The organism is Rhodopseudomonas pentothenatexigens, assembly GCF_900218015.1.
Taxonomy (GTDB): Bacteria; Pseudomonadota; Alphaproteobacteria; order Rhizobiales; family Xanthobacteraceae; genus Rhodopseudomonas; species Rhodopseudomonas pentothenatexigens.
The window spans coordinates 1-25,500 of record NZ_UFQQ01000045.1 but is presented as its reverse complement, the minus strand read 5'-3'; the positions used below and the strand labels follow the sequence as shown (position 1 = coordinate 25,500).

Sequence of the window (25,500 nt, the reverse complement as noted above, 5' to 3'; positions counted from 1 at the left end):
TGTGAATGTTCATCCGGTCCCTCCCTGGATACTGAAGCATCGCAACCTCAGCATCCCCGGTCCGGACCGGATGGACAACCTAATGAAAGCTCACACCTAGAGCGTGGTTCAACGATTTCGTGGATAACGCACTGCAGAGGTATGGAAGGCTATACGTCTTCAAACCTTACAGAGAGCAGGAGAAGTGCTCTCCTCAATGCCTGGATGCTGCGGGACACGAACGCGAGTGCTCTTGCATGGGGGCAAACCATGGATCAGGAAATGATGGTAGTTGGTTCGAGATTTCGGACCGCTTTGCTTGTCGATGGGGTGATCGCTTCATCGCGTGCCGCCTCATGGTAGCAAAGAAATTGAGGACGCTATAATCGCTTGCCGATGATGTATTTGAAAAATTCGTTTGTTGGACCAATAAACCGCTCGCATCTGCCGTCTTCAGCCTCTCGCAATGCTCTGACGGTCTCCCGATTAGGTGCTTGCGACCAAGCCATTCGGCGTTTCGGCGCCGGACGGGAAATGCGTCGTTTGGGCTTCGGTTTCGGCTGCATGCAGCTAATTTAAGCCAAAGGTCGTTTGTTCGCCAATCGTAGTGTGTCGTCATGGCCGGGCTTGTCCCGGCCATCCACGTACTTGCTCGCATTCGGCTGCATTCGTGGATGCCCGGGACGAGCCCGGGCATGACGAGCGGAGGAGGTCGACGCCTCACAACTCCCGTGCATTACTAAACGCGAAGCTACTCGCCCGCCGCGTGTTTTCATCCAAAATCAGCGTCCGTGTGATCGGCGGCTCGGCGCGTTGGCTGCAGTGTTCGCGTTCGCAGAGGCGGCAGTTGACGCCGATCGGGGTGCCTTCGGCTTTTTCCAGGTCCATGCCGGCGGCGTAGATCAGCTTCGAGGCGTGGCGGATTTCGCAGCCCAGGCCGATCGCGAAGCGCGGCTGCGGCTGCGGGTGTGGGGCGATCGGGCGGCGGACCATTTGGGCGATCGAGAAGTAGCGGCTGCCGTCGGGCAGTTCGATCACCTGCTTGAGCAGCCGGTCCGGGGTATCGAAGGTCGAGTGCACGTTCCACAAGGGGCAGGTGCCGCCGAATTTCGAGAACGGGAAGGTGCCGGACGAGAACCGCTTGGAGACGTTGCCGGCGTTGTCGACCCGCAGCATGAAGAACGGCACGCCGCGGGCGTTCGGCCGCTGCAGCGTGGTGAGGCGGTGGCAGACCTGCTCGAAGCCGGCGTTGAAGCGCTGCGCCAGCACGTTGACGTCGTAGCTGAGCTGCTCGGCGGCGGCATGGAACGCGGCGTAGGGCATCATCACCGCAGCGGCGAAGTAGTTGCCGAGCGTGATCCGGTACAGCCGCCGCGCCTGGTCCTCGAGTCCGCCGGCGCGATGCACGATGGCGTCGATCACCCCGCCGTGCTCGGTCAGGCCGGTTTGGAACGCGACCTGGAAGGCGCGGCCGGGGCTGTCGATCAGCTCGGAGATGAGCAATTGCCGGCGATGCCGGTCGAACCTTCGCAGCGTCTCGCGCATCACGTCGACCGGCATGATCCGGGTGGTGATCGAATGGCGCTCACGCAGCCGGTCGGTCAGCGCGCCGAACATCTCCTGCGAGCCGACGTTGAGCTCGTCGCGCACCGCTTCGGCGGCCTGCTCCAGCTCGGGGAAATAATTGCGGTTGGCTTCGATCAGGTCGCGGATGCGCTCGATCGGGTTGGCCTCGTAGCGGATCTGTTCGCGGTCGGCCATCTGGGCCGCCACCATGGTCTCGCCGCGACGCGCCTCGGTATAGGCGGCGTACAGCCGCTGCAGCGAATGGGTGACGCCGGGGCAGAGCTCGGCGAGGTCGCGCAGTTCCTGCTTGGGCAGGTCGATCTGCCGGAACAACGGATCGGAGAAGATCTCGTTGAGCTCGGCGAAGAACCGGTCTTCATCCGCGGTGGCGAGGTCGCGGAGGTCGAGGTCGTAGGTCTCGGCCAGCCGCAGCAGAATCTGCGCGGTCACCGGGCGCTGGTTGCGCTCAATCAGGTTGACGTAGCTCGGAGAAATGCCCAAACCTTCGGCGATCTGGGTTTGCGAGAGCCCGAGCTGCTGCCGAATGCGGCGGAAGCGGGGACCCACGAACAGTTTTTTACCGGAATCGCCGGCCATCGCAGGGTCCTTTCAGGTTCCGCCCCGACTATCGCGTTTTACAAAATTTACAAAATGACATTTGTTACATGTACTGAAGTTACATGACATCACCATTCGTTCGCAAGAGGTCTGTACCTCTTCTGTCATCTCGCGTTTATCTCCCGGCACGTTTCACGGCGCGATTGTCACGAATGTCGCGCTGCGAATTATTCGTACCGAAGGGATCATGTCATGAACTTCCAGCCACGCGGCATCAGCGCCATCCACGCTCCGAGCTCCTACAAGAGCGAGATCGAAGCGGCCGAAGCTCTCCTCAAGGACAAGCCGACCTGGAATGGCGTCACCGCCGAGGCCGTGGCTCGGATGCGGCTGCAGAACCGCTTCAAGACCGGCCTGGACATCGCCCGCTACACCGCGGCGCAGATGCGCGCCGACATGGCGGCGTATGACGCCGACCCGACCAAGTACACCCAGTCGCTCGGCTGCTGGCACGGCTTCATCGCGCAGCAGAAGCTGATCTCGATCAAGAAGCACAATGGCGGCAAGACCGATCGCCGTTACATCTACCTGTCGGGCTGGATGATCGCGGCGCTGCGCTCCGAATTCGGCCCGCTGCCCGACCAGTCGATGCACGAGAAGACCTCGGTGCCGGCGCTGATCGAAGAAATCTACACCTTCCTGCGCCAGGCGGATTCGCGCGAGCTGAACGACCTGTTCCGCCAGCTCGACAAGGCCCGCGAGGCCGGCGACAAGGCCAAGGAAACCGCGATCATCGACCAGATCGACAATTTCCAGACCCACGTCGTGCCGATCATCGCCGACATCGACGCCGGCTTCGGTAACGCCGAGGCGACCTATCTGCTCGCCAAGAAGATGATCGAAGCGGGCGCCTGCGCGCTGCAGATCGAGAACCAGGTCTCGGACGAGAAGCAGTGCGGCCATCAGGACGGCAAGGTCACCGTGCCGCACGACGTGTTTATCGCCAAGGTCCGCGCGATCCGTCACGCGTTCCTCGAGATGGGCGTGGAAGACGGCATCATCGTCACCCGCACCGACTCGCTCGGCGCCGGCCTGACCCAGCAGATCGCGGTCAGCCACCAGCCGGGTGACATCGGCGACCAGTACAACAGCTTCCTGGATTGCGAAGAAGTCGACGCCAGCAAGATCGGCAACGGCGACGTGATCATCAGCCGCAACGGCAAACTGCTGCGCCCGAAGCGTCTGCCGAGCAACCTGTACCAGTTCCGTCCGGGCACCGGCGCGGACCGCTGCGTGCTGGACTGCATCACCTCGCTGCAGAACGGCGCCGACCTGCTGTGGATCGAAACCGAGAAGCCGCATATCGAGCAGATCGCCTCGATGGTCGATCGGATCCGCGAAGTCGTGCCGAACGCCAAGCTGGCCTACAACAACTCGCCGTCGTTCAACTGGACGCTCAACTTCCGCTGGCAGGTTTATGACGCCTGGAAGGAAGAGGGCAAGGACGTCAGCAAGTACAACCGCGCCGAGCTGATGAAGGCCGAATACGACGAAACCCCGCTGGCAATCGAAGCCGACGCCCGCATCCGCACCTTCCAGGCGGATTCGGCCAAGCGTGCCGGTATCTTCCACCACCTGATCACGCTGCCGACCTACCACACGGCTGCGCTGTCGACCGACAACCTGGCCCGCGAATATTTCGGCGACCAGGGCATGCTGGGTTATGTTAAGAACGTGCAGCGCCAGGAAATCCGTCAGGGCATCGCCTGCGTGAAGCACCAGAACATGGCCGGCTCGGATATCGGCGACGATCACAAGGAATACTTCGCCGGCGAAGCGGCCCTGAAGGCCGGCGGCGAACACAACACGATGAACCAGTTCAGCTAAACGGAAAGAAGCAGGAGAAGGACCATGACAGCGGGCAGCAACTTCTGGGTGATCGGTGGCGAGTTCGGTTCGATGAACTTCCACAAGCTCGTCGAAGGGTCGGCCCAGGTGAAGGGTCCCTTCAAGACGCGCAAGGAGGCCGAAGAGGCCTGGAAGGTCCTTTCCGAGGAGAATCGCCACCGTGCAGGCGTGCGGTTCTCGATCGTGGAAGAGCCGAACCGGGCCGTCACCCCGGCCTGATCCGTTCCGGAGCCGCGCCGGTGCGCCAGCGCGGTGAACTGAAGAGATAGAAGACGTCCAAGGACTTTGGCGGTCCTGTCGGGGCAACCCGGCAGGGCCGCCATCGTCGTTTGGGGCCTCGCAGGAGAGCCGGGAAACGCTCGCCGCCGGGCCGCCGGGAATGAGCCAACCGCTTGATCGGCAACCGGCTTTCGCGACCGAAGGGTTACTGATAGGTTAATCGGCGGCGGGCTCAGGCAGCACGAGGCTGAAGTCGAAAATGGCGGACGCTCACAACTCCGGAAGCACGGCGGCGAAGCCGATGCGGCTCAAGGATGCGTTGCGGCAGGCCCGGATCGAGGCCGCCGATCGCACCGGCGTGGTCGTCGACCTGCGCGACGCCGAGCTCGCCCGGCTGGAAATCCTCAACGAGGCGCTCGATCCGTTGTTTGCCGAAATCCCGGCCGGGGTCGAGCTGTTCGACCGCGGCATCAGCCAGGGCGACACGCCGCGGCTGTGGATCGACGTGGTTGCTCATGTGGCGATGGGCAGGGACAAGCGGATCTACCGCTTCGTCCACGACACCGCCTACGGCCGGATCGTGCTGGCGGAGTCGCACGACACGGCGCGGATCGTCGAGGCCGTGACCAGCTATGTCGCCCGCCGGATCGTCGAACGCGAGCGGTCGCTGTCGATGCCCCCCGCGGTCCAGCCCGCGCCGCCACCGCCGCCCGCGCCGCCGCGCCGCAACGGGCTGGGGGTGTTCGTGCTCGGCTTTGTCGCCGGCGCCCTGGCGCTGTTCGCGCTGGCTCTGTTCGCGGCGCTGCGGTTTCCCTGAACTCTTGCGCGGACCCCGCGCTACAGCATCTCGGGCGGGCGCAACTCGACGATCTGGTCGCTGGCCTGGAAGCCGCGGACGCGGTGCTCGCAGCGCCAGCCGTCATTGCCCTCGCTGATCGTAAACAGATTGTAGGCCGCGGACGGCCGGTGGCTGTCGTTCATCGCCGAGGCCGACGGTACGCCGACGACCGGAATCGCGCCGGTTGGCGTATCGATCCGGATGGTGGCATGGACGTGGTCATGGCCGTGCAGCACCAGATCGACCGGGTCGCGCTGCAGCAGCGCGATCAGTTCGGCGGAATCCATCAGTCGCTTGTGCCGCGACCGTGACTGCAGCGGGTGATGGATCAGCAGCACCTTGAACAGACGCTCGCCGGACAGACTGTGCAGCAGCGTTTCCAGCGCCGCACGCTGCGTCGGACCGAGCCGGCCGGTCGCCCGCAGCGGTGCGGTCGGCACCGCGCTGGAGACGCCGATGATCGCGATCCGCCCGCGCCGGCGCAGATACGGAAAGCCTGGCCGCTCGTCGTCGCCGCTGATGTAGTCCGGGAAGGTTTCGGCAAAGCGATGCGCGGTGGAGCGGACATAGGCGTCGTGATTGCCCGGCACCAGGCTCACCTGCTCGGCTGGGCCGACGCTCTCCAGCCATTGCCGGGCGGGAGCGAACTCGTTCGCCAGGGCGATGTTCATCAGGTCGCCGGTGACGGCGATATGGTCGGGCTGCTGGGCCTGCAGGTCGGCCACCAGCGCGTCGAGCGTGTCACGGCGGTGGATCAGATGACGGTTGCGCCGCCAGTTCAGGTAGCCGAGCGCGCGCTTGGAGGCGAGATGGCGCAGGCCGGTCTTGGGCGGCAGCGGCAGATGCGGGTCGGACAGATGCGCCAGGGTGAACACGGTCATCGCACGATCCTGTCGCGAAGGCCTTGCGAGCCGGTCGCGAACTCCCGCCTGTGAAAACGCCTTCGGTTTTGGCAAGTTGCCCGGACCGGCGCAAGCCTCGGCTGCGCCTTCGCACGAGGGGCGCCCGGCGGTGACGGCGGTTCAGAATTTGCGTTTGAAGCTCGAGCCCGCGTTGCGCCGGGTGTTTCATCTGTACTGGCGGTTCGCCCGTGGCATGACGCTGGGGGCCCGCGGCCTGGTGCTCGACGATCAGGATCGGGTGTTCCTGATCCAGCATTCCTATGTCAGCGGCTGGCATCTGCCGGGCGGCGGCGTCGAGGTCGGCGAGAGCTTCGTCGATGCGCTCACCCGCGAACTGATGGAAGAGGGCCGGATCGCGATCACCGGCGCCCCGACGCTGCACGGCATCTTCCTCAACAGCCATGTGTCCCGGCGCGACCACGTCGCGGTCTATGTGGTCCGCCATTATCATCAGGACCGGCCGCCCAAGCCGAACCGTGAAATCATCGCCAGCGGCTTCTTTGCCGCGGATGCGCTGCCGGCTGAAACCACCCCGGGCACCCGGCTGCGAATCGCCGAGGTGCTCGGCGGCAGACCGCCGATTGCGACGTGGCGTTAGGCTGTCGACATTCCCGGGATGCTGGTGTCAGGTTACTGGCGCAACGGCAGCGCGACCATAGAGATGGCCCATTTCGCCGCTAGTCGCGATGCAGCATTTTCGCGTTCGATCACCTCCGCTATGCCGGTAGGTGAAGCCGACAAATCCGAGCGCCGCTCACCTTCGTTCCTGCGAGAGGACAGATTTTGACGTCAACTGCCCGCGCCCTGCTTCGAGTCCTGATCATTGTCGCCGCGATATTCGCCGCAGGCCCCAGCGTGGCGCAGATGCCTGCCACCAACGGAAGTTCCAACGGCAACGGCACGACGACAGCCCCGCCGCCGGCGCCGACCGATCCGCTCGGCCGCGAGACCCCGGCCGGCATGGTGGCCGGCTTTATCGATGCCGCCGCCGAGCAGAATTACGACAAGGCTGCGCAATATCTCGATCTCAGCAATGAAAAGGGGGCTTGGGGACCGAGCGTCGCGCAGCAGCTTCAGCGCATCCTCGACCGCGGCGGCGTGGTCTATTCCCGGCTGCGGCTGAGTTCGGAGCCGCAGGGCGACCAGGACGACGGCCTCGCGCCGGATCAGGAGAAGTTCGGGCTGGTCCGGACCGATCACGGCACCGTCGATCTGTTGGCGCAGCGCGTCGACGGCAAGGACGGCGTCAAGATCTGGCTGGTGTCGGCACGCACCGTGAGCGAACTGCCGGAGCTGTCCCGGACCGTGGTGTCGAGCTGGGTCGACCGGCTGCTGCCTTACGCCCTGCGTGACGAATATCGCATCGCCGGCGCACCGGTCGGGCACTGGCTCGCTGTGCTCGTGCTCGCGGTCCTGGTCTATGGCCTGATCTGGCTGATCACCGCCGCGCTCGGGCTGGTGCTGTTCCGGCTGCGAAAGTCGTCCGGCGACTCGCGGATTCGCCGCGTCCTCAGCGCGTCGGCGTTGCCGGTCCGGCTGTTCCTGACCGCCTGGGCCCTGCGGGTCGCGATGGTGATGGCCGGCGTCGCGATCGTGGCGCGGCAGCACATGTCGGGCGTCACCGAACTGCTCGGCTGGGTGGCGTTGTCCTGGATCATCTGGCGGGTGGTCGATGCGCTCGCCGCGTTCGCGATCGACCGCATGACCCTGCGGGGGCGGTTGTCGATGCTGTCGGCGGTCACGTTCATCCGGCGCAGCGTCAAGTTCGCGATCATCGCGTTCGCGATCATCGCCGGGCTCAACGCCTTCGGCTACAACGTCACCGCCGGCCTCGCCGCCCTCGGCATCGGCGGTATCGCCATCGCGCTGGGCGCGCAGAAGACGATCGAGCATCTGGTCGGCAGTCTGACGCTGGTCACCGATCAGCCGATGCGGGTCGGCGATTTCTGCAAGTTCGGCGAGACGATGGGGACCATCGAGGATATCGGGATGCGGTCGACCCGGATTCGCACCCTCGACCGCACCGTGGTGACGGTGCCGAACGGTCAGCTCGCCGCGGTGCAGATCGAGAACTACAGCCGCCGCGACAAATTCTGGTTTCACCCGATTCTCGACCTGCGCTACGAAACCACGCCCGCTCAGATCCGGGCGCTGACGGCGTCGATCCGTGACCTGCTGCTCGACCATCCCAATGTCGACAACGATCCGGCGCGGGTGCGCCTGATCGGGCTCGGCGCGGTTTCGCTGAAAGTGGAGATCTTCGCCTACATCCACGCGGTCGGCATGGACGACTTCCTGGAGATCCAGGAACAGTTGATCCTGCGGATCATGGAGCTGGTCGAGGAGGCCGGCAGTGGCTTCGCGTTTCCGTCGCAGACGGTTTACGTCGCCCGCGACAAGGGGGTGGCGGTGCCGAAGCCGGCGCAGGATGCGGATTCTGAGGCGCAAGCCGACAGCCAAGACGGCGCTGCGACCCGCTCGGCGGCGCCAGAACGGGTCTGACCCCGGGCGGCAATGGACCTGGTGCGGACGCAGTGCTATTGCGCGTCCGCCATGACCGATCTCGTTCTCACCATCCTGCCCGAAACCCCGAACGATGCGCACGCCATCGAGCGGCTGCATGAACGCACCTTCGGGCCCGGCCGTTTCGTGCTCAGCGCCTACCGGCTGCGCGAGCACGTCGACCATATCGCCGAGCTGTCATTCACCGCCTGGATCGGCACGCTGCTGGTCGGCTCGGTGCGGCAACTGCCGGTGCTGATCGGGGATACGCCGGCGCTGTTGCTCGGTCCGCTGACCGTCGAGCCGCCGTTCCGCTCACGAGGCGTCGGCCGCCTGCTGCTCGAGCGCGCGATCACGGACGCGCGTGCGCAGGGTCACAAGCTGATCGTGCTGGTCGGTGACGAGCCCTACTACAGCCGCGCCGGCTTCAAGAAGATTCCGAAAGGTCGGGTGACGATGCCGGGGCCGGTCGACTACGGCCGCCTGTTGGTGCTCGAACTGGTCGACGCCGCGTTCGAAGGCGTCGACGGCCCGATCCGCCCGGACTGGAGCAGGGCGCGGGCGTAAGCTCACTATCCAGTGTCATTCCGGGGCGCGCCCTGGAATCTCTCGTAACCCCCCTCGTCATTCCGGGATGCGCCCTTGGGCGCAGGCCCGGAATGATGAAGTGAGATGCTTCGCTCGCTCTCCGCTCAGAACTTCACGTTCGCGAAGGCCCGGACGCCGATGCCCGGCATCAGCACGTTGTCCTTGCTGTAGGAGGTGGCGATGCGGATGTCCTCGTTGAGCAGGTTGTTGCCGATCAGGCCGACCAGCATTTCGCGTGCGCCCCAGACGTTCGGGTCGAGCTTGGTGCGGTAGCTCACCTCGGCTTTCAGCAGATTGTAGCCCGGCGTCGTGGTTTCGGCGATCGGAGCGACGTCGTTCTGCGCGAAGGCGTGCAGCAGGTTGACCTTCATCAGCCAGTTGGCGTCGCGCCAGTACAGACCGCCGCCGACGCGCATCGGCGGAATCCGCGGCACGTTGGTGCCGTCCGCGAAAGTCGCCCGCACGATGTCGAACTGGTTCTCGATACCGAAGGTGCCGCCATAGAGCTGGGCAACGTCGAGCTGGCTCTGGAATTCGCCGCCCTTGAAGGTGGCGTCACGCTGCGAATAGATCGCCTGGTTGAGTTCGAGTCCGGCGCCGGCCGCGCATTCCACTTCCTCGCAGGTGTTGCCGGTCAGGCGGCGATAGATGAAGCCGCTGAACTGCGTGTAGTAGGCGGTGATCTCGAACCGGAACGGACCTTCGGCGCGGCGCAGCCCGACCTCGACCGACTTGGCGGTTTCGATCTTCAGGTTCGGGTTGCCGATGTCGAAGGTCGCGGTGGCGTCGTGGCCGCCGCGCGAGAACAGTTCGGCGGGCTTCGGTGCACGCTCGGTATATTGCCCGGTGATGCTGGCGGACAGGCCCCACGGCAGCGCCTGGATCAGACCCAGGCTCAGGCTCTTCGGCGTGAACGACAGGTTGCGCTGGGTTGCTGGGCCTATCGCGCTCGGGTCGCTGTTGAGGTCGAAGATTTCCGGAATCAACGACGGCGTCGAGCCGGACAGTTCGACGTGCTCGATCCGGCCGGCGACCTGCGCCTTGGTGGTGTTGGTGAACTGCAGCTCGTTGAACACGTAGCCGGCCACCCGGGTGTTCTTGTTCGGGTCGAACAGGCCGTTCAGCGGGCTTCCCGGATCGTCCGGGCTCGGCGCGGTCAGTTCCTGATGTCCGGCCTGCACGCCGAGCGCGGTGGTCACCGCCGCGAAGCCGGCGTTGAACGGCGCCAGTTGCACCTCGAGGCGGCCTTCCTGCTCGCGGTTGGTGAAGGTCTGGCGCACGCCGTCGGTGGTCGGATCGCCGGCGGTCGCCTGACCGACCTCGTTGTGCTTGTAGTCGGTGGCGCCGACCCAGAACCGGATCGCGTCGATCGCCGCCGCATCCGGGCGATATTCGCCCTTGGCGTTGAACTTGGTCTGCTTGGCGTCGATCCGGGTGCCGACCTCCGAGCCCTCCACGCCGGGGATGCGATACAGCGAATTGTTCTGAGTGATCGACGCGCCGATGAAGCCGCCGTCGAACAGATACGAGCCGCCGATCGAGGCACCCGCGGCGGTGGCGGCGGAGTTGGGCTGGCGGCCGTTGAACGGCATACCGGGGGCCGCATAGGGATAGCTCGGCACGTTGTAGTCGCCGGCGTTGCGGCCGTAGACGTCGGCATGGACCGCGACGTTCTTGCCGCCGGCGTCGAGCAGCACTGCGCCTTCGACGCCGCGATCAACCGAGCTGACGGCGCTGCGGACTTCGCCGTTCATACAGCCGGCACCGCCGAACAGCGTCGGCGCCTTCGCCGGCAGGCCGTAGCTCTGGAACGGCTGCGCGCAGGGCGGCAGCGCATCGGGAATGCGGTTGTTGGTGGCGCTGACGACGCCGCCGATCGCGGTCGAGCCGTAGCGCAGCGTGGCCGGGCCGCGGATCACTTCGATCTGGTTGGTGGATAGCGGATCGACCGGCACGAAATGGTCTTCGCCGAGGTCGGAGGCGCCGTTGCTGCCGATGCCGTTCTCGATGATGCTGACGCGGTTGACGTCGAGGCCGCGGATGATCGGCCGGCTGGCACCGCCGGGCGCGTATTGAGACGCGCTGATGCCGGGCTTGTTGCCGAGCAGGTCGCCGAGCGTGCCGCCGCCATTGCGGCGGATTTCCTCGTTCGGCACCACCGTCACGGTCGCGAACTGGTCGGTGACGATCGGCAGGATGCCGGGTTGCGGTGCCGGTGCGGCCTGCGCCACCGGCGGCGTTTCCGCCGGGGCCCGGCCGCGCTGCCGTGCCGGCGCGGCGACACGGGTGGCGGGCCGCGGCTGCGCCGCCGCCTGATGGCGCCGCACGATCGGGCTGGGGGCCGTGACGGTGACTTCGGGTAGGGCGGTTTGCGCGCGGGCGCCGGGAGCGCCGGCGCTGCAGACGGCGAGCGTGGCGGTGCCGAGCAGCAGCCCGGTCTTGAAACGAGATGACATGGTTCGGTCCTGACTGCCCGGCCCGCAGCGGAGCCGGGATCTGCGGCAACGCAGATCGATCAACTGGGCCGCGCGACCGAATATCGGCCGGGCGCGGCATTCACGACAGAGCGGGGATCAGGACAGAGGAGGCGCGCGCGGCTGAAAGGCACCGGACGGGGACGATGGTTCGGCGCTGCCGGCTTCCGAAAGGCGGTAGTGAAAGGCGTGGGCTTGCTGCTGCGGCAGGGTCGGCGGCGCAGCGTCCAGCGCCGAGCCGGCCATCGCCACCACGGCGCAGACCGCGCACAGATCGGTGGCGCCGCCGGGATGATGATCGGAGTCGGGAGTCGTCGGGCCGGTGACCGAGGCGGTTTCGGCGATCGCCGCCCGCTCGAGATCATGGACATGGATGTGGCCGAACGACAGGGCGAATTGCAGCGCCAGCGCGATCAGCGCCAGTCTCGCTCCCCATCGGATGTTCGTCCGCACCCAGCTCATGCCGCCCCAGCCTCTGACGATGCCGGCGTCGTCCCCCGCCGCGCAACGTTACAATGTAACATTGCGACAAAGACCTCCGCTGTCAACGGAGCTACCGACGAAGGTCGGCGGGTGTGTCTTTTGCGCCAGCTTGCGCGGTCGTCACTTCGCCTTCGGCAACAGCGCCTTCAGCTTGTCCATGTCGGCGATGTTCATCTTGATCCCGCCGGGCATCACGATGTCGCCGGGCCTCTGGCCGTCCTTGCAGGGACCGAGCCATTTCGCTTCCAGCGTCGTGGCGGTCTCCTTGGGAACGCCGGGCAGCGGGTTCTCGTTGCGGGAGGTCACCTTGACCGTGTAGGCCGAATTGAAATCACCGGTGATCTCGGCATGCGAGGTGGTGGTCATCCCGGCCACCTTGCACACCGAATCGTTGACGTAGCCGGTCGCGGTCTTCTGGATCGCGGGCGTCGAGCAGGATTCCGTGGCCAGCGGCTGCACCGCCGCGTTCATCTTCTTGTCGATGGTCTCGTCGGTGCAGTGCTGGATCGCGACGTTCTGCCCGGAGCCGGAGCCCTGCATCTTCAGCTCCCACAGTCCCGGCTTGCGGGTCGGCAGGTCGATCGCCTGCGCCGCCGTCACCGGCGCGGCGAGCAGCAGCGCAAGCAGCCAGATGCGAGAGAGTTCGATACGGCTCATCGCTTCGGCATCGCTCAATATTTGGTGCGGAGCGGCCGCTGGTCGGCGCCGTACGGCACCCAGCGGCAGGCGAACGAGATGTAGCCGCCGTAATTGGCCTGGACGCCGAGCAGCTTCACCACCTTGCCGTAGCGGGCGCAGTGATCGATCGCCATCGCGCGCACGTCGGCGTGTCCGATCAGATTGGTGGAGATGATACCGCCGGTATCATTGCCCTTGAACGGCGGGACGTAATCGGTGCGCGCCGTCGTGCTCGCCAGAACCGCACCCAGAACGGCCAAGCCGGCAGCCCCCATCAATCGCATCGCAATCTCCTTGTGTCGCTGTGGTCGAGTCTAGAACGCCGTCACGAGAATGGAAAGAATGCGTCGGCGTTCCGTGCAGGGTTGTGCGGAAGGTGTGGCCGCGCCGCACTTGACCTCGGCATGGCTTCGCGGCACCGTCCGCCGCATCGAATTCCGGTGGATGAGCCATGCGATTGATTTCGACGTTGAAAACGCCCGTCGCCGCGGTCGCGGCTTTGCTCGGCCTGTTCGCATTGGCGTCGACCGCGCAGGCGGCCAATCCGCTCGAGATGAACTTCTGGCTGTCGGGACCGCGCTACGACGGCAATCTGCCGCCGTGCGAGGCGGCGCTGCCGTCGATCACCCACCAGTTCGCCGAGAAGGAAGGCAAATTCTGGAATTCGGAGCTGCGGATCACCGCCTACGGCAAGATCCGCGACGTCGCGTTCCGGCCCTGGCAGAGCGACAATATTCCGCGCCGCTACTGCGCTGCCGAGGTGCTGCTGAACGACGGCAAGGCCCGCCCGGTGTATTTCTCGATCATCGAAGACGGCGGTCTGGCCGGCTTCACCGACGGCGTCGAGTTCTGCGTGGTCGGTCTCGACCGCAACTGGGCGTTCAATCCCGCCTGCAAAGCCGCCAAGCCCTGAGCCGGTCCGTCGCGCCCGTACCGACCATTTGTTCTTGAGCCATATCTGAGCCCTGGTAGGCTTTTCGCGTTCCAGCAGCAGGGCCCTGTCGCATGCTTGGATTTGTTGGACGACGACGGTCGCTGATCGCCGCCTGCGCCGCGCTGGCGGCGCTGTGTATGGCGCCTGGCGCCGAGGCCCAGGACCGCAGGCAGAACGCGCCCGGCGAGTTCGATTTCTACGTGCTGGCGCTGTCGTGGTCGCCGTCCTATTGCGAGCAGGCGTCCGAGCGAGGCCTCAGCGGCCGGTCTCAGCAACTGCAATGCGGCGGCCGACCGTTCGCCTTCGTGGTGCACGGGCTGTGGCCGCAATACGAGCGCGGCTTTCCGGAATATTGCGAACGTCCGGCGCCGCGGCTCGATCGCCGCATCGTCGACTCGATGCTCGACCTGATGCCGGCGCCGGGGCTGATCTACAATCAATGGGACAAGCACGGCACCTGCACCGGGCTGGCGCAGCGCGGCTATTTCGAGCAGATCCGCAAGGCCCGCGCCGCGGTCCGGGTGCCGCCGGAGTTCATCGACGCCAAGGAGTCGCGCACCGTCACCCCCGAGGAGGTCGAGACCGCCTTCATCAAGGTCAATCCGGGCCTGTCGAACTCGGCGATCGCGGTGATGTGCGACCGCAGGCGGCTCAGCGAGGTGCGGATCTGCATGAGCAAGGATCTGCAATTCCGGGCCTGCGAGGAGATCGACCGCCGCGCTTGCCGCCGCGACCGGCTCGAAGTCCCGCCGCTGCGCGGCGGCTGAGCCGCGGCTCTCCTTCGTCGCTTTCCCGGAAGGTGTCCTGGTTGCGCAATGGCTTGACACCGCGCGCGGCTCCGCGTCACGGTCGCCTTCCCACCCGAAAGCGATGAACTGAATCCCAAATGACAGGCTTTGCCGTAATCCGCGACGAGACGCCGGCGTCCGCGATCCCGAAGGGCGCGGTGGTGGCGATGGGCAATTTCGACGGCGTCCACCGCGGCCATCGCGCCGTGATCGGCGCCTGCCTCGACATGGCGCGGATCAAGAAGGCGCCGGCGCTGGCGGTGACGTTCGAGCCGCATCCGCGCAAGTTCTTCAGCCCCGACGTCCCGCAATTCCGCCTTACCGACGAGACCGGGAAGCTGCGGCTGCTGGCCGGCACCGGGCTCGACGGCGCGGTGGTGCTGTCGTTCGACGCCCGCCGCGCCTCGACCACGGCGCACGACTTCATCCAGCAGGAGCTGATCGGCCGGCTCGGGGTGCGGGGCATCGCGATCGGCTACGATTTCCATTTCGGCAAGGGCCGTGGCGGCTCGCCGTCGATGCTGGTCGGCGAGGCGCCGGCGCTCGGCATCGAGGTCGACGTTCAGCCGCATGTCGATTTCGGCGATCACCCGGTGTCGTCGAGCGCGATCCGCAAGTGCCTGGAGGAGGGCCACATCGCCGCCGCCACCGAGATGCTCGGCGGGCCGTGGTTCGTCACCGGGCAGGTGATCCACGGCGACAAGCGCGGCCGCGACCTCGGCTATCCGACCGCCAATATAAGGCTTGATCCGGAGTGCGGCCTGAAGCACGGCATCTATGCGGTGCGGGTCGGCCGCAAGGGCAGGCACTACGACGCGGTGGCGAATTTCGGCCGCCGCCCGACCTTCGACAACGGCGCAGCCTTGCTCGAAGTGTTCGTGTTCGACTTCAACGAGCCGCTGTACGGCGAAACCCTCGACGTCGCCTTCATCGCCTTCATCCGCGACGAGGAGAAGTTCGAGAGCATCGAGGCGCTGATCCGGCAGATGGACGACGACACCGCCCGCGCCCGCGCGGCGCTCGCCGCCGATCACGGCGCGTTCCCCAAGCTCGGGATGCTCGGATGAGCCGGACCGAGAAGGAGAAGATGCTGGCCGGCGAGCTGTATCGCCCCGGCAGCCCCGAGCTTGCCGCCGACGAAGCCGCCAACAAGGCCTGGATCGCGCGCTACAACGCCTCCGGCGCGCAGCCGGCGGCGGAGCGGCACGTGCTGCTGTCCGAGCATTTCGGCCATGTCGGCAAGAGCGCGGTGGTGCGGCCGCCGTTCTTCTGCGACTGCGGCTACAACATCTTCCTCGGAGACAACGTCTTTTTGAATTTCAACTGTGTGATCCTGGACATCATGCCGGTCCGGATCGGCGACCGCACCCAGATCGGCCCGGCGGTGCAGATCTATGCGGCCGACCACCCGCGCGACGCCGCTACCCGCCGAGAGGGCCTGGAATTCGGCCGCCCGGTGACGATCGGCGCCGACGTCTGGATCGGCGGCGGTGCCATCATCCTGCCCGGCATCAGCATCGGCGACGGCGCCGTGATCGGCGCCGGCAGCGTCGTGACCCGCGACGTCGCCCCCCATTCGATCGTCGGCGGCAACCCGGCCAAGCCGCTGGGGAAGGGCTGACAGCTCCCTATCCGCCGATCAGCCGCGGATCGAACGGTGCGCGGATAATCTCCGCGATCGTGATGTCTGCCGCGCCGGGGTGAGCCGGATTGAGCAGGTAGTTGACGGCCTGTGGCACGATGACTGAGGGCACCCGGAGCAACGGGTGCGACCCGTGATCGAGCCAATTGTCGCCGATCCGGCGACTCACTTCGAGCCGTTCGGCCCAATCCAAAGGCAGTTCGTCAGCCGCGACCATATTCGTTTCGACCCCGCTCGGGATCGCGACGCGCAGCATTTGGTAGGTCGCAGGCAAAAACTCGCGGTCCATATGGACGAGCATTTCGAGCAGCGCGCTCGACGGATGATCGGCCAGATAGACGATCCGCCGCCCTCGGCTGTGCCAGCGGCCGCTGGCTCTCAGTCCGCCGGTTCCGGTCAGGTCCGCATAATTCGAGATCCGCCAAAGCTCCACGGTAGGGAACTCAGGCGAAGATTCCGTGGTCGATCTGCTCCAGTTCTTCGCGAACGACCGCAGCACCGAGTTCGTCACGCAGCAGGTCCACGGGACGCTGTCCGTTCAAGCTGCGGTTCGGACGGTTGAGCCAGCCCTCTGCCTTGGCCGGATCGGCAAAGACCCGGTCCGCCAGGGCACGGATTTCGAGGGTGCGGATCAGGCTGATGGTGGTGTCGGCCGGTCCCCGAAGGGCCTGTCGGGCATCGTCGAGCAATTGGTCGAGGGGACGGTTATCTCCCTCGCGGCGAAGTCTCTTCAATTCCTCAAAAACTTCAGCAGGCGGCCTGACCGACATGGAATTCCTCCATCGATCAATAGATTAGTCTTTTGGAGGGCGGCTGCAACCGGCACCTTGCGGGCGTGCAGCAATCGACGCATCTCGGAGCAAATTCGATTGCCGGGACGGTTCAATCGGGTTTCCGAAGCCCTCCAAAACCGCTATTCACGCCGCCATGACCGATAAGCCCGCCAAGACCGACGCCGCCCCGAGCGCCAACGACTATTCCAAGACCCTGTACCTGCCGCAGACGGAATTCCCGATGCGGGCCGGGTTGCCGCAGCGCGAGCCGGAGATGCTCAAGCGCTGGGAGGAGATGAACCTCTACGGCAAGCTGCGCGAGAGCGCGAAGGGCCGCGCCAAGTTCGTGCTGCACGACGGCCCGCCCTATGCCAACGGTCACATCCATATCGGGCACGCGCTGAACAAGATCCTCAAGGACGTCGTGACCAAGAGCCAGCAGATGCTCGGGTTCGACTCCAACTACGTGCCGGGCTGGGACTGCCACGGCCTGCCGATCGAGTGGAAGATCGAGGAAGAGAACTACCGCTCCAAGGGCAAGCCGAAGCCGAACTTCAAGGACTCGGCCGCGATGGTGGCGTTCCGCAAGGAGTGCCGGGCCTACGCGCAGAAGTGGCTCGACGTGCAGCGCGAGGAGTTCAAGCGGCTGGGCGTGATCGGCGACTGGGATCATCCCTACGCGACGATGAACTACGCCGCCGAGGCGCAGATCGCCCGCGAACTGATGAAGTTCGCCGCCAACGGCACGCTGTATCGCGGCAGCAAGCCGGTGATGTGGAGCGTGGTGGAAAAGACGGCGCTGGCCGAGGCCGAGGTCGAGTACGAGGACTACACCAGCGATACGGTTTGGGTGAAGTTTCCGATCAAGAGGACCGGATGGGATGAATCTCTTCGCTTTGCGAAGGATGGTTCACCGTATCTTCTCACTAGCGATGGTGAAGACCTCGAATCGGAGGCAAAAGCGTCCGGGAATCCTATTGCTGCGGTCGAGGCGCGTGAACTTGCCCGTATCGCCGCACTTCTACAAAAGGCCGCTATCGTTATTTGGACTACGACTCCTTGGACGCTGCCAGGCAATAGGGCGGTCAGCTTTTCATCGCGAGTTGAATACAATTTGTATCGCGTTGACGCGACGGAGCCGAACGCTTGGGCGCAAGTGGGCGAATATATAGTTCTTGCAAGAAGCTGTCGTATGGAGGTGATGAAGTCTGCAAGGATTACGTCCCTCTGGGACGAGGGTGCGGTCTCTCCTGCTGATCTTCTGGCCATTACCTGCCATCATCCCCTTAGAGATTTGGGCTACGAATTCACCGTCCCCCTTCTCGACGGTGAACACGTCACCGACGACACCGGCACCGGTTTCGTCCACACCGCGCCGGGCCACGGTCGCGAGGATTTCGAGATATGGACCGCGAATGCGCGTGTTCTCGCGGATCGCAAAATCAACACCACGATCCCCTATACCGTCGATGAGAACGGCGCGCTCACCGAGCAGGCGCCGGGCTTTGTCGGCAAGCGGGTGATCAACGACAAGGGCGAGAAGGGCGATGCCAACGAGGCGGTGATCGGCGCGCTGGTCGAGCGCGGCATGCTGCTGGCGCGCGGCAAGCTGAAGCACCAGTATCCGCATTCGTGGCGCTCGAAGAAGCCGGTGATCTTCCGCAACACGCCGCAATGGTTCATCGCGATGGACAAGGACATCCTCCCTCTCCCGCAAGCGGGAGAGGGAGCGCGCAGCGGTGCGGTGAAAGGTGATACGCTTCGAGCGAGAGCCCTGCAGGCGATCTCGGTCACCCAATGGGTGCCGCCGGCCGGCCAGAACCGCATCAACGGCATGATCTCCGGCCGTCCCGACTGGGTGATCTCGCGGCAGCGCGCCTGGGGCGTGCCGATCGCGGTGTTCATCAAGGACAAGGGCGACGGCTCGGTCGAGATCCTGCAGGACGAGATTGTCAACCAGCGCATCGCCGAGGCCTTCATGCAGGAAGGCGCCGACGCCTGGTACGCCGAAGGCGCCGCCGAGCGCTTCCTCGGCGATCGGGCCACTGAGGGCTGGCAGAAGGTCGACGACATCCTCGACGTCTGGTTCGACTCCGGTTCGACCCACGCCTTCGTGCTGGAAGACGCACAGAACTTCCCCGGCCTCGCCGGCATCCGCCGCAAGGTCGACGGCGGCGCCGACACGGTGATGTATCTCGAAGGCTCGGACCAGCATCGCGGCTGGTTTCATTCGTCGCTGCTGGAGAGCTGCGGCACCCGCGGCCGCGCGCCCTACGACGTCGTGCTGACTCACGGCTTCACGCTCGACGAGCAGGGCCGCAAGATGTCGAAGTCGCTCGGCAACACCACCGATCCGGCCAAGGTGATCGCGTCCTCGGGCGCCGACATCCTGCGGCTGTGGGTGTGCGCCACCGACTACGCCGACGATCAGCGCATCGGCCCCGAGATCCTCAAGAACGTGGTCGAGACCTATCGCAAGCTGCGCAACTCGATCCGCTGGATGCTCGGCACGCTGCATCACTACAAGCGCGACGAGGCGGTGGCATTCGCCGACATGCCGGAGCTGGAGCGGCTGATGCTGCATCAGCTCGCCGAGCAGAGCGCGACGATCCGCGCCGCTTACGCGGAGTTCGACTACAAGACCGTGGTGGCGTCGCTCGCGGCGTTCATGAACACCGAGCTGTCGGCGTTCTATTTCGACATCCGCAAGGACACGCTGTACTGCGACCCGCCGTCGTCGCTGGCCCGCAAGGCGGCGCTGACAACGATCGACATCATCTGCGACGCGATCCTGAAATGGCTGGCGCCGGTGCTGTCGTTCACCGCCGACGAAGCGTGGGGCATGTACCGGCCCGACGCCGAGCCGAGCGTGCACCTGACGCTGTTCCCGCTCGACCTCGGCGAATATCGCGACGAGGCGCTGGAGAAGAAATGGCGGGTGATCCGGGCGGTCCGCAAGGTCGTCACCGGCGCACTGGAGGTCGAGCGCGCCGCCAAGCGGATCGGATCGTCGCTCGAAGCCTCGCCGATGATCTACCTGCCGGAAGCGTTCATGGGCGACATCTTCGATGTCGACTGGGCGGAGATCTGCATCACCTCGAACGCGATGGTCGAGATCCTGCGCGGCAACGACATGCCGCCGGCGGATGCGTTCCGGCTGCCGGAGCTGGCCGACGTCGCGGTGGTGGTCGAACGCGCCCAGGGCACCAAATGCGCCCGCTCCTGGAAGATCCTGACCAGCGTCGGCAGCGACCCCGACTATCCCGACGTCTCCCCCCGCGACGCCCAGGCGCTGCGCGAATGGAAGGCGCTGGGGGGCGCAGCGGCTTGAGCGGCGTGACACGCGCACCGGCCCCTCATGGTGAGGAGCGCGCCGATCGGCGCGCGTCTCGAACCATGAGGTTCCGTGGCCCTCATCCTTCGAGACGCGGCGAAGACGCCGCTCCTCAGGATGAGGAGGCCGCGCCGTGGTTCCTTCGCCGTCAAGCCCGGCATGACGGCAGAATGTGAGGCGTGATCAAGCCCATGACCCCCTTCCGCCTCGGCATCCTCGCCGCCGTGATTGCCCTGGCGCTCGATCAGGCCAGCAAGCTGTGGCTGCTGTATGGGTTTGAGCTGGCCCGGAAGGGCGTGGTGCCGGTCACCTCGTTCTTCGACCTGGTGCTGGCCTGGAATACCGGGATTTCTTACGGCTGGTTTTCCGACCAGGGGCCGACCGGGCAGATGCTGATGCTGGCGTTCAAGGCGGTGGCGGTGGTGGCGCTGGCGATCTGGATGGCGCGCTCCACCACCCGGCTTGCGACCATCGGTCTCGGTCTGATCATCGGCGGCGCGATCGGCAATGCGATCGATCGGCTGGCCTATGGCGCGGTGGTCGATTTCGCGCTGTTTCACGTCGAAATCGCCGGAAAAACCTACAATTGGTACGTGTTCAACGTCGCCGACGTGGCGATTGTTGTCGGGGTGATGGCCCTGCTGTATGATTCCCTGATAGGGGCACCCGCCGTAAAAGCGCCCTGATCCCGGCCGATACCGGCCGCGCGGAAATGGGCCGCCCCCGAGGCGGGGCCCGATCGCAAGACGTGAACAGGATCAACGCCATGCGCCAGACCGACAGCCGCCTTTCGAAGCTGGAGACGTCCACCGCTGCGCTGCTCCGCACCGCCCGGCTGGCCGCCGTGGCCGTCGGGATCGGCCTGGTGCTGACCGCCGGCGTTGCCCGCGCCGAGGACGAGGGTGACGACTCCACCTTCGAGGAGAAGATCATCAAGGGGCTGATGTCCGGCATCGGCGCCACCAACATGGACAATTCCGGAATCGAGTATCGCGAGCGGTCGCCGCTGGTGGTGCCCCCGAAGCTCGATCTGCCGCCGCCGGAAACCGCCTCCGCGGCCGCTCCCGCGCCGAACTGGCCGAAGGACGCCGATTTGCAGCGCCGCAAGGAGATCCGGGCGGCCGAGGCCAAATCGAAACCGTCGCCATGGGAGTCGGCGCAGCCGCTGACCCCGTCACAGCTCAAATCGGTCCGCGCCGACTCGGGCAAGGGTGGCAACGATCCGATGCAGCCCGGCAACCAGCAGAACAATCCGATGCTGAGCCCGTCTCAGCTCGGCTTCAACGGTTCGCTGTGGAACGTGTTCAGCGGCAACAAGACCGAAACCGCGACCTTCACCGGCGAACCGCCGCGTGAGAGCCTGACCGAGCCGCCGGCCGGCTACCAGACGCCGTCGCCGAACTTCGCTTACGGCACCGGGCCGAAGGAAGCGCTCGGCAACAAGCGCGTCGACATCATGTCGGGCAAAGAAACCAGCTATTGAGCCTGGTGGCCGTCCATCCGTTTCATCACGGCCGGCCGCATCGTACGGCATTTCCATCTCTCGTTCCGTTGGCCGGCCTGCGTGTCTGCGCCGTTGCCGGCGGCTTGCGCCTTGCCCTCCGGGCAGGCGCTCGGCCTGATCCGTCCTCCAGCCTGGATGATGCCTGATATGACCGCATCCGCTGCCTCGCGCCGCCGTCCGTTCGCCGTTCTCGCCGTTCTCGCCGCCGTGCTGATCGGCTCGCCGGCCGCCGCGCAGAGCGTCACCGCCGCGTCGCCGACCACCTTCACGCTGCAGAACGGCCTCCGGGTCGTGGTGATCCCGGATCACCGCACGCCGGTGGTGACGCAGATGATCTGGTACAAGGTCGGCTCGGCCGACGAGACCCCGGGCAAGTCGGGGCTGGCGCATTTCCTCGAACATCTGATGTTCAAAGGCACCGAAAAGCACCCGGCCGGCGAATTCTCGCAGACCGTGCTGAAGATCGGCGGCAACGAGAACGCGTTCACCTCCTACGACTTCACCGGCTACTTCCAGCGGGTGCCGCGCTCCCATCTCGAACAGATGATGACGTTCGAGGCCGACCGCATGACCGGCCTGGTGCTGAAGGACGAGAACGTGCTGCCGGAGCGCGACGTAGTGCTCGAAGAGTACAACATGCGCGTCGCCAACAGTCCGGACGCCCGGCTCACCGAGCAGATCATGGCGGCGCTGTATCTCAATCATCCCTACGGCCGGCCGGTGATCGGCTGGCATCAGGAGATCGCCAAGCTCGATCGCGACGACGCGCTCGCGTTCTATCGCCGGTTCTACGCGCCGAACAACGCCACGCTGGTGATCGCCGGCGACGTCGAGCCCGACGAGGTCCGGCCGCTCGCCGAGCGGATCTACGGCGCGATCCCGGCCCAGCCGGCGATCCCGCCGCAGCGCATCCGCCCGCAGGAGCCGACGCCGGCCGGACCGCGGACGGTGACGCTCGCCGATCCGCGCGTCGAGCAGCCCACGGTTCGGCGCTATTACCTCGTGCCGTCGGCCCACACCGGCGCCAAGGGCGACAGCGCCGCGCTGGAAGTGCTGGCGCAACTGCTCGGCCACGGCAGCAATTCGTATCTGTACCGCGCGCTGGTGATCGACAATCCGCTGGCGATCTCGGTCGGTGCCAACTATCAGGGCACTGCGCTCGACGACAGCTACTTCATCGTCGCAGGCACGCCGAAGCCGGGCGTCGAGTTCTCGGCGATCGAGAAGAAGATCGACGAGGTGATCGCCGACCTCGTCACCCATCCGGTCCGCTCCGAGGATCTGGAACGGGTCAAGACCCAGCTGATCGCCGCCGCGATCTACGCCCAGGACAATCAGGCCACGCTGGCGCGCTGGTACGGCCAGGCGCTGACCACCGGGCTCAGCGTGCAGGACGTGCAGAGCTGGCCGGCCCGCATCCGCGCCGTCACCTCCGACGATGTCCGGGCGGCGGCGAAACAATGGCTCGACCGCAACCGTTCGGCCACCGGCTATCTGATCAACGGTCCGGCCGCCAAGCAGGAGGAGAAGCGCTCGTGAGCATGGACCTGACTTCGGCGCGGCGCCTCGCGCTCGCCGCCTGCGTCGGCCTCGCGGTCGCGCTGTCCGCCGCACCGTCTTATGCGGCAGCCAAGATCCAGCGGCTGGTCACCCCCGGCGGGCTGGTGGCGTGGTTCGTCCAGGACGCCACCGTGCCGCTGATCTCGATGGAGATTTCGTTCGACGGCGGCGCCAGCCAGGACCCCGCCGACAAGCCCGGCGTCGGCCACATGGTCGCGAACCTGATCGACGAAGGCTCCGGCGACATGGATTCGGCGACCTTCCACGAACGGCTGGATCGCCGCGCCATCCAGCTTTCCTATTCGGTGAACCGCGATCACTTCCGCGGCTCGCTGCGGATGCTGAAGGACGACCGCGACGAAGCCTTCGGCCTGCTGCGGACCTCGCTCACCAAACCGCGGTTCGAGCCGAAGGATGTCGAACGCATCCGCGCCCAGCTGATCTCGACACTGCGCCGCCAGTCGCTCGATCCGAACAATCTGGCGAGCCGCAAGTTTCTCGAAGTCGCGTTCGGCGATCATCCTTACGGCCGGCCTTCGACAGGCACGCTGGAAAGCCTGCCGAAGGTCACCATCGACGACATGAAGGCTTATGTCGGCCATGTGCTGGCGAAGGACACGCTGAAGATCGCGGTGGTCGGCGACATCGACGCCGCCGCGCTCGCCAAGCTGCTCGACGACACTTTCGGCAGCCTGCCGGCCAAGGCGCAGCTCACTCCGGTGCCCGACGTCGTCGCCACCAAGCCGCCGCAGCGGACCAACGTGACGCTCGACGTGCCGCAGACCGTGGTGATGTTCGGCGGGCCGGGCATCAAGCGCCACGATCCGGATTTCATGGCGGCCTACGTCGTCAATCACATCCTCGGCGGCGGTTCGCTGTCGTCGCGGCTGTATCGCGAAGTGCGCGAGAAGCGCGGGCTCGCCTATTCGATCTACGAGCAACTGCTGTGGATGCAGCATTCGGCGCTGTTCATCGGCTCCACCGGCACCCGCGCCGACCGCGCTACCGAGACCATCGACGCCATCACCGCCGAGGTGAAGCGGATCGCCGAGCAGGGGCCGAGCGAGCAGGAACTCGCCGAGGCGAAGTCCTACATCAACGGCTCGCAGATGCTGTCGCTCGACACCTCGGCCAAGCTGGCGCAGGCGCTGCTGCAATATCAGAACGACGGCATGCCGATCGACTACATCGACAGGCGCAGCGACATCGTCAACGCTGTGACGTTCGGCGATGCCAAGCGCGTCGCGCAGCGGCTGTGGTCGAACGGCCTGCTCACCGTCGTGGTCGGCCGCCAGCCCCAAGCCGCCGCCGCGCCCAACATGGTGAAACCCGCCGGCGCCCCGCCGCCGGCGCGGGCGAATTAGCGCCACGCTCAGACTCGTATTCGCCCAAGCTCTCCCCGAGCACGACCGAACCTCTCCCCGCGCGCGGGGAGAGGTCGACCGGCGAAGCCGGGCGGGTGAGGGGGCGTCTCAACACGGCCGAGCCTCTGCGACGCGTGGAGACGCACCCTCACCCCGGCCCTCTCCCCGCGCGCGGGGAGAGGGGGCGGAAGCGGCGCGACCGTGCTACACAGCGGGCCGCCGTGCGGTCCGCGCGGCATCAACCGTTTTGGTGCCCCATGCTGCGGATCAGCCGCAACCTCGTGATCGAGGACGACGACATCGAGATCAGCTTCATCCGCGCCTCCGGGCCGGGTGGGCAGAACGTCAACAAGCTCGCCACCGCGGCGCAGCTCCGGTTCGACACCGCCAGGATCGCGCTGCCGGAGGATGCTGCCGCGCGGCTGGTCGGCTTGGCCGGCCAGCGCATGACCAAGGACGGCGTCATCGTCATCCGCGCCGACCGCTATCGCACTCAGGAACGCAACAAGGCCGACGCGCTGGAGCGGCTTGAAGAGCTGCTGAAAGCCTCGCTGGTCCGCCCGATCCCGCGCCGCGCCACCCGGCCGACCCTCGGATCCAAGAAACGCCGCCTCGAAGGCAAGAAGCGCCGCGGCGACATCAAGGCCGGGCGCAGCGGCAAGAGCTTCGACGATTGAGTGAAAGTTCCCCTCCCCCTTGCGGGGAGGGTGGCATAGGCGGCCCTCGGCCGCCGTCTTCAAAACAGACGCCGATGCTCTGCATCGGCTTTGCCGTAAGGCCGGTCGGGTGGGGGTAAGCCCCAAGCGCAGTGCTGTGCAACCGGCATGATCCCCGACACTTTAGACCGGGATGATTGTCGACAGTTCTGGGTCCGCGTGTTGCGGTGCGTAGCGCAGCCCCTCTCGG

The 25,500-nt window shown here is 65.9% G+C and carries 24 protein-coding genes; 16 read left to right on the top strand and 8 right to left on the bottom strand.

The window, feature by feature from the left end:
* Positions 1–699 precede the first annotated feature (699 nt).
* A complete protein-coding gene (locus DWA33_RS24025) occupies positions 700–2,142 on the bottom strand; it encodes a helix-turn-helix domain-containing protein (RefSeq protein WP_114360999.1) in 1,443 nt (480 codons plus the stop codon).
* A 213-nt stretch (positions 2,143–2,355) separates the two neighbouring features.
* Between DWA33_RS24025 and DWA33_RS24020 the strand changes: the two genes are divergently transcribed.
* From DWA33_RS24020 to DWA33_RS24010, 3 genes are all read left to right on the top strand, one after another.
* Positions 2,356–3,990, top strand: a complete 1,635-nt coding sequence (locus DWA33_RS24020; RefSeq protein WP_114360998.1) for an isocitrate lyase — start codon at positions 2,356–2,358, stop codon at positions 3,988–3,990.
* A 24-nt stretch (positions 3,991–4,014) separates the two neighbouring features.
* Complete coding sequence (locus DWA33_RS24015; protein WP_013504258.1) at positions 4,015–4,230, top strand: DUF4170 domain-containing protein; 216 nt, start codon at positions 4,015–4,017, stop codon at positions 4,228–4,230.
* A 259-nt stretch (positions 4,231–4,489) separates the two neighbouring features.
* Complete coding sequence (locus DWA33_RS24010; protein ID WP_114360997.1) at positions 4,490–5,047, top strand: hypothetical protein; 558 nt, start codon at positions 4,490–4,492, stop codon at positions 5,045–5,047.
* Positions 5,048–5,067: 20 nt separating this feature from the next.
* Here the strand turns inward: DWA33_RS24010 and DWA33_RS24005 are convergent, their stop codons facing one another.
* Entirely contained in the window at positions 5,068–5,949 is an 882-nt protein-coding gene (locus DWA33_RS24005) for a metallophosphoesterase family protein (RefSeq protein ID WP_114360996.1), read from the bottom strand.
* Between the two features lie 130 nt (positions 5,950–6,079).
* Here DWA33_RS24005 and DWA33_RS24000 point away from each other — a divergent pair, with 130 nt between their 5' ends.
* The 3 genes from DWA33_RS24000 to DWA33_RS23990 all read left to right on the top strand — a co-directional run bounded on the left by DWA33_RS24000 (position 6,080) and on the right by DWA33_RS23990 (position 9,039).
* Positions 6,080–6,568 (top strand): NUDIX domain-containing protein, encoded by a 489-nt coding sequence (locus DWA33_RS24000; RefSeq protein ID WP_114360995.1) that lies wholly within the window; start codon positions 6,080–6,082, stop codon positions 6,566–6,568.
* 266 nt (positions 6,569–6,834) lie between these two features.
* Positions 6,835–8,472, top strand: a complete 1,638-nt coding sequence (locus tag DWA33_RS23995) for a mechanosensitive ion channel family protein (RefSeq protein ID WP_244601385.1) — start codon at positions 6,835–6,837, stop codon at positions 8,470–8,472.
* A 51-nt stretch (positions 8,473–8,523) separates the two neighbouring features.
* Positions 8,524–9,039, top strand: coding sequence for a GNAT family N-acetyltransferase (locus DWA33_RS23990; RefSeq protein WP_114361001.1), 516 nt, complete (start codon positions 8,524–8,526; stop codon positions 9,037–9,039).
* 125 nt (positions 9,040–9,164) lie between these two features.
* Here the strand turns inward: DWA33_RS23990 and DWA33_RS23985 are convergent, their stop codons facing one another.
* The 4 genes from DWA33_RS23985 to DWA33_RS23970 all read right to left on the bottom strand — a co-directional run bounded on the left by DWA33_RS23985 (position 9,165) and on the right by DWA33_RS23970 (position 12,979).
* Positions 9,165–11,516 carry a TonB-dependent receptor gene (locus DWA33_RS23985; protein ID WP_114360994.1) on the bottom strand — a complete coding sequence of 784 codons (2,352 nt, stop codon included), beginning with the start codon at positions 11,514–11,516 and terminating at the stop codon, positions 9,165–9,167.
* Between the two features lie 117 nt (positions 11,517–11,633).
* Positions 11,634–11,996, bottom strand: coding sequence for a hypothetical protein (locus DWA33_RS23980; protein ID WP_114360993.1), 363 nt, complete (start codon positions 11,994–11,996; stop codon positions 11,634–11,636).
* A gap of 141 nt (positions 11,997–12,137) precedes the next feature.
* On the bottom strand, positions 12,138–12,674 hold the full coding sequence (locus DWA33_RS23975) for a DUF3617 domain-containing protein (protein WP_114361000.1): 537 nt from the start codon (positions 12,672–12,674) through the stop codon (positions 12,138–12,140).
* 14 nt (positions 12,675–12,688) lie between these two features.
* Complete coding sequence (locus DWA33_RS23970) at positions 12,689–12,979, bottom strand: hypothetical protein (protein WP_114360992.1); 291 nt, start codon at positions 12,977–12,979, stop codon at positions 12,689–12,691.
* Between the two features lie 167 nt (positions 12,980–13,146).
* On the opposite strand from DWA33_RS23970, the gene DWA33_RS23965 reads away from it, so the two are divergent.
* The 4 genes from DWA33_RS23965 (at position 13,147) to DWA33_RS23950 (ending at position 16,038) form a co-directional block, all read left to right on the top strand.
* Positions 13,147–13,608 (top strand): hypothetical protein, encoded by a 462-nt coding sequence (locus tag DWA33_RS23965; RefSeq protein ID WP_114360991.1) that lies wholly within the window; start codon positions 13,147–13,149, stop codon positions 13,606–13,608.
* 92 nt (positions 13,609–13,700) lie between these two features.
* Positions 13,701–14,396 carry a ribonuclease T2 family protein gene (locus DWA33_RS23960; protein ID WP_114360990.1) on the top strand — a complete coding sequence of 232 codons (696 nt, stop codon included), beginning with the start codon at positions 13,701–13,703 and terminating at the stop codon, positions 14,394–14,396.
* Between the two features lie 119 nt (positions 14,397–14,515).
* Positions 14,516–15,484, top strand: coding sequence for a bifunctional riboflavin kinase/FAD synthetase (locus DWA33_RS23955; protein ID WP_114360989.1), 969 nt, complete (start codon positions 14,516–14,518; stop codon positions 15,482–15,484).
* Positions 15,481–16,038, top strand: a complete 558-nt coding sequence (locus DWA33_RS23950; protein WP_114360988.1) for a sugar O-acetyltransferase — start codon at positions 15,481–15,483, stop codon at positions 16,036–16,038. Before DWA33_RS23955 ends, DWA33_RS23950 begins: the two co-directional genes overlap by 4 nt.
* Before the next feature lie 7 nt (positions 16,039–16,045).
* On the opposite strand, the gene DWA33_RS23945 is transcribed toward DWA33_RS23950, so the two are convergent.
* Both DWA33_RS23945 and DWA33_RS23940 read right to left on the bottom strand, forming a co-directional pair.
* The gene (locus tag DWA33_RS23945; RefSeq protein ID WP_244601384.1) at positions 16,046–16,570 is read right to left on the bottom strand and encodes an RES family NAD+ phosphorylase; all 525 of its coding nucleotides are present in this window, start codon (positions 16,568–16,570) and stop codon (positions 16,046–16,048) included.
* Entirely contained in the window at positions 16,503–16,829 is a 327-nt protein-coding gene (locus tag DWA33_RS23940) for an MbcA/ParS/Xre antitoxin family protein (protein WP_114360986.1), read from the bottom strand. Before DWA33_RS23940 ends, DWA33_RS23945 begins: the two co-directional genes overlap by 68 nt.
* A 157-nt stretch (positions 16,830–16,986) precedes the next feature.
* On the opposite strand from DWA33_RS23940, the gene ileS reads away from it, so the two are divergent.
* The 6 genes from ileS to arfB all read left to right on the top strand — a co-directional run bounded on the left by ileS (position 16,987) and on the right by arfB (position 25,271).
* Complete coding sequence (gene ileS / locus DWA33_RS23935) at positions 16,987–20,163, top strand: isoleucine--tRNA ligase (protein WP_114360985.1); 3,177 nt, start codon at positions 16,987–16,989, stop codon at positions 20,161–20,163.
* A 194-nt stretch (positions 20,164–20,357) separates the two neighbouring features.
* A complete protein-coding gene (gene lspA, locus DWA33_RS23930; protein WP_114360984.1) occupies positions 20,358–20,852 on the top strand; it encodes a signal peptidase II in 495 nt (164 codons plus the stop codon).
* Positions 20,853–20,932: 80 nt separating this feature from the next.
* Entirely contained in the window at positions 20,933–21,649 is a 717-nt protein-coding gene (locus tag DWA33_RS23925; protein WP_114360983.1) for a hypothetical protein, read from the top strand.
* A gap of 168 nt (positions 21,650–21,817) precedes the next feature.
* Positions 21,818–23,209 (top strand): M16 family metallopeptidase, encoded by a 1,392-nt coding sequence (locus DWA33_RS23920; protein ID WP_114360982.1) that lies wholly within the window; start codon positions 21,818–21,820, stop codon positions 23,207–23,209.
* A gap of 2 nt (positions 23,210–23,211) precedes the next feature.
* Positions 23,212–24,594 carry a M16 family metallopeptidase gene (locus tag DWA33_RS23915; protein ID WP_167443277.1) on the top strand — a complete coding sequence of 461 codons (1,383 nt, stop codon included), beginning with the start codon at positions 23,212–23,214 and terminating at the stop codon, positions 24,592–24,594.
* Positions 24,595–24,851: 257 nt separating this feature from the next.
* Entirely contained in the window at positions 24,852–25,271 is a 420-nt protein-coding gene (gene arfB / locus DWA33_RS23910) for an alternative ribosome rescue aminoacyl-tRNA hydrolase ArfB (protein ID WP_013504239.1), read from the top strand.
* Positions 25,272–25,500: the final 229 nt, after the last annotated feature.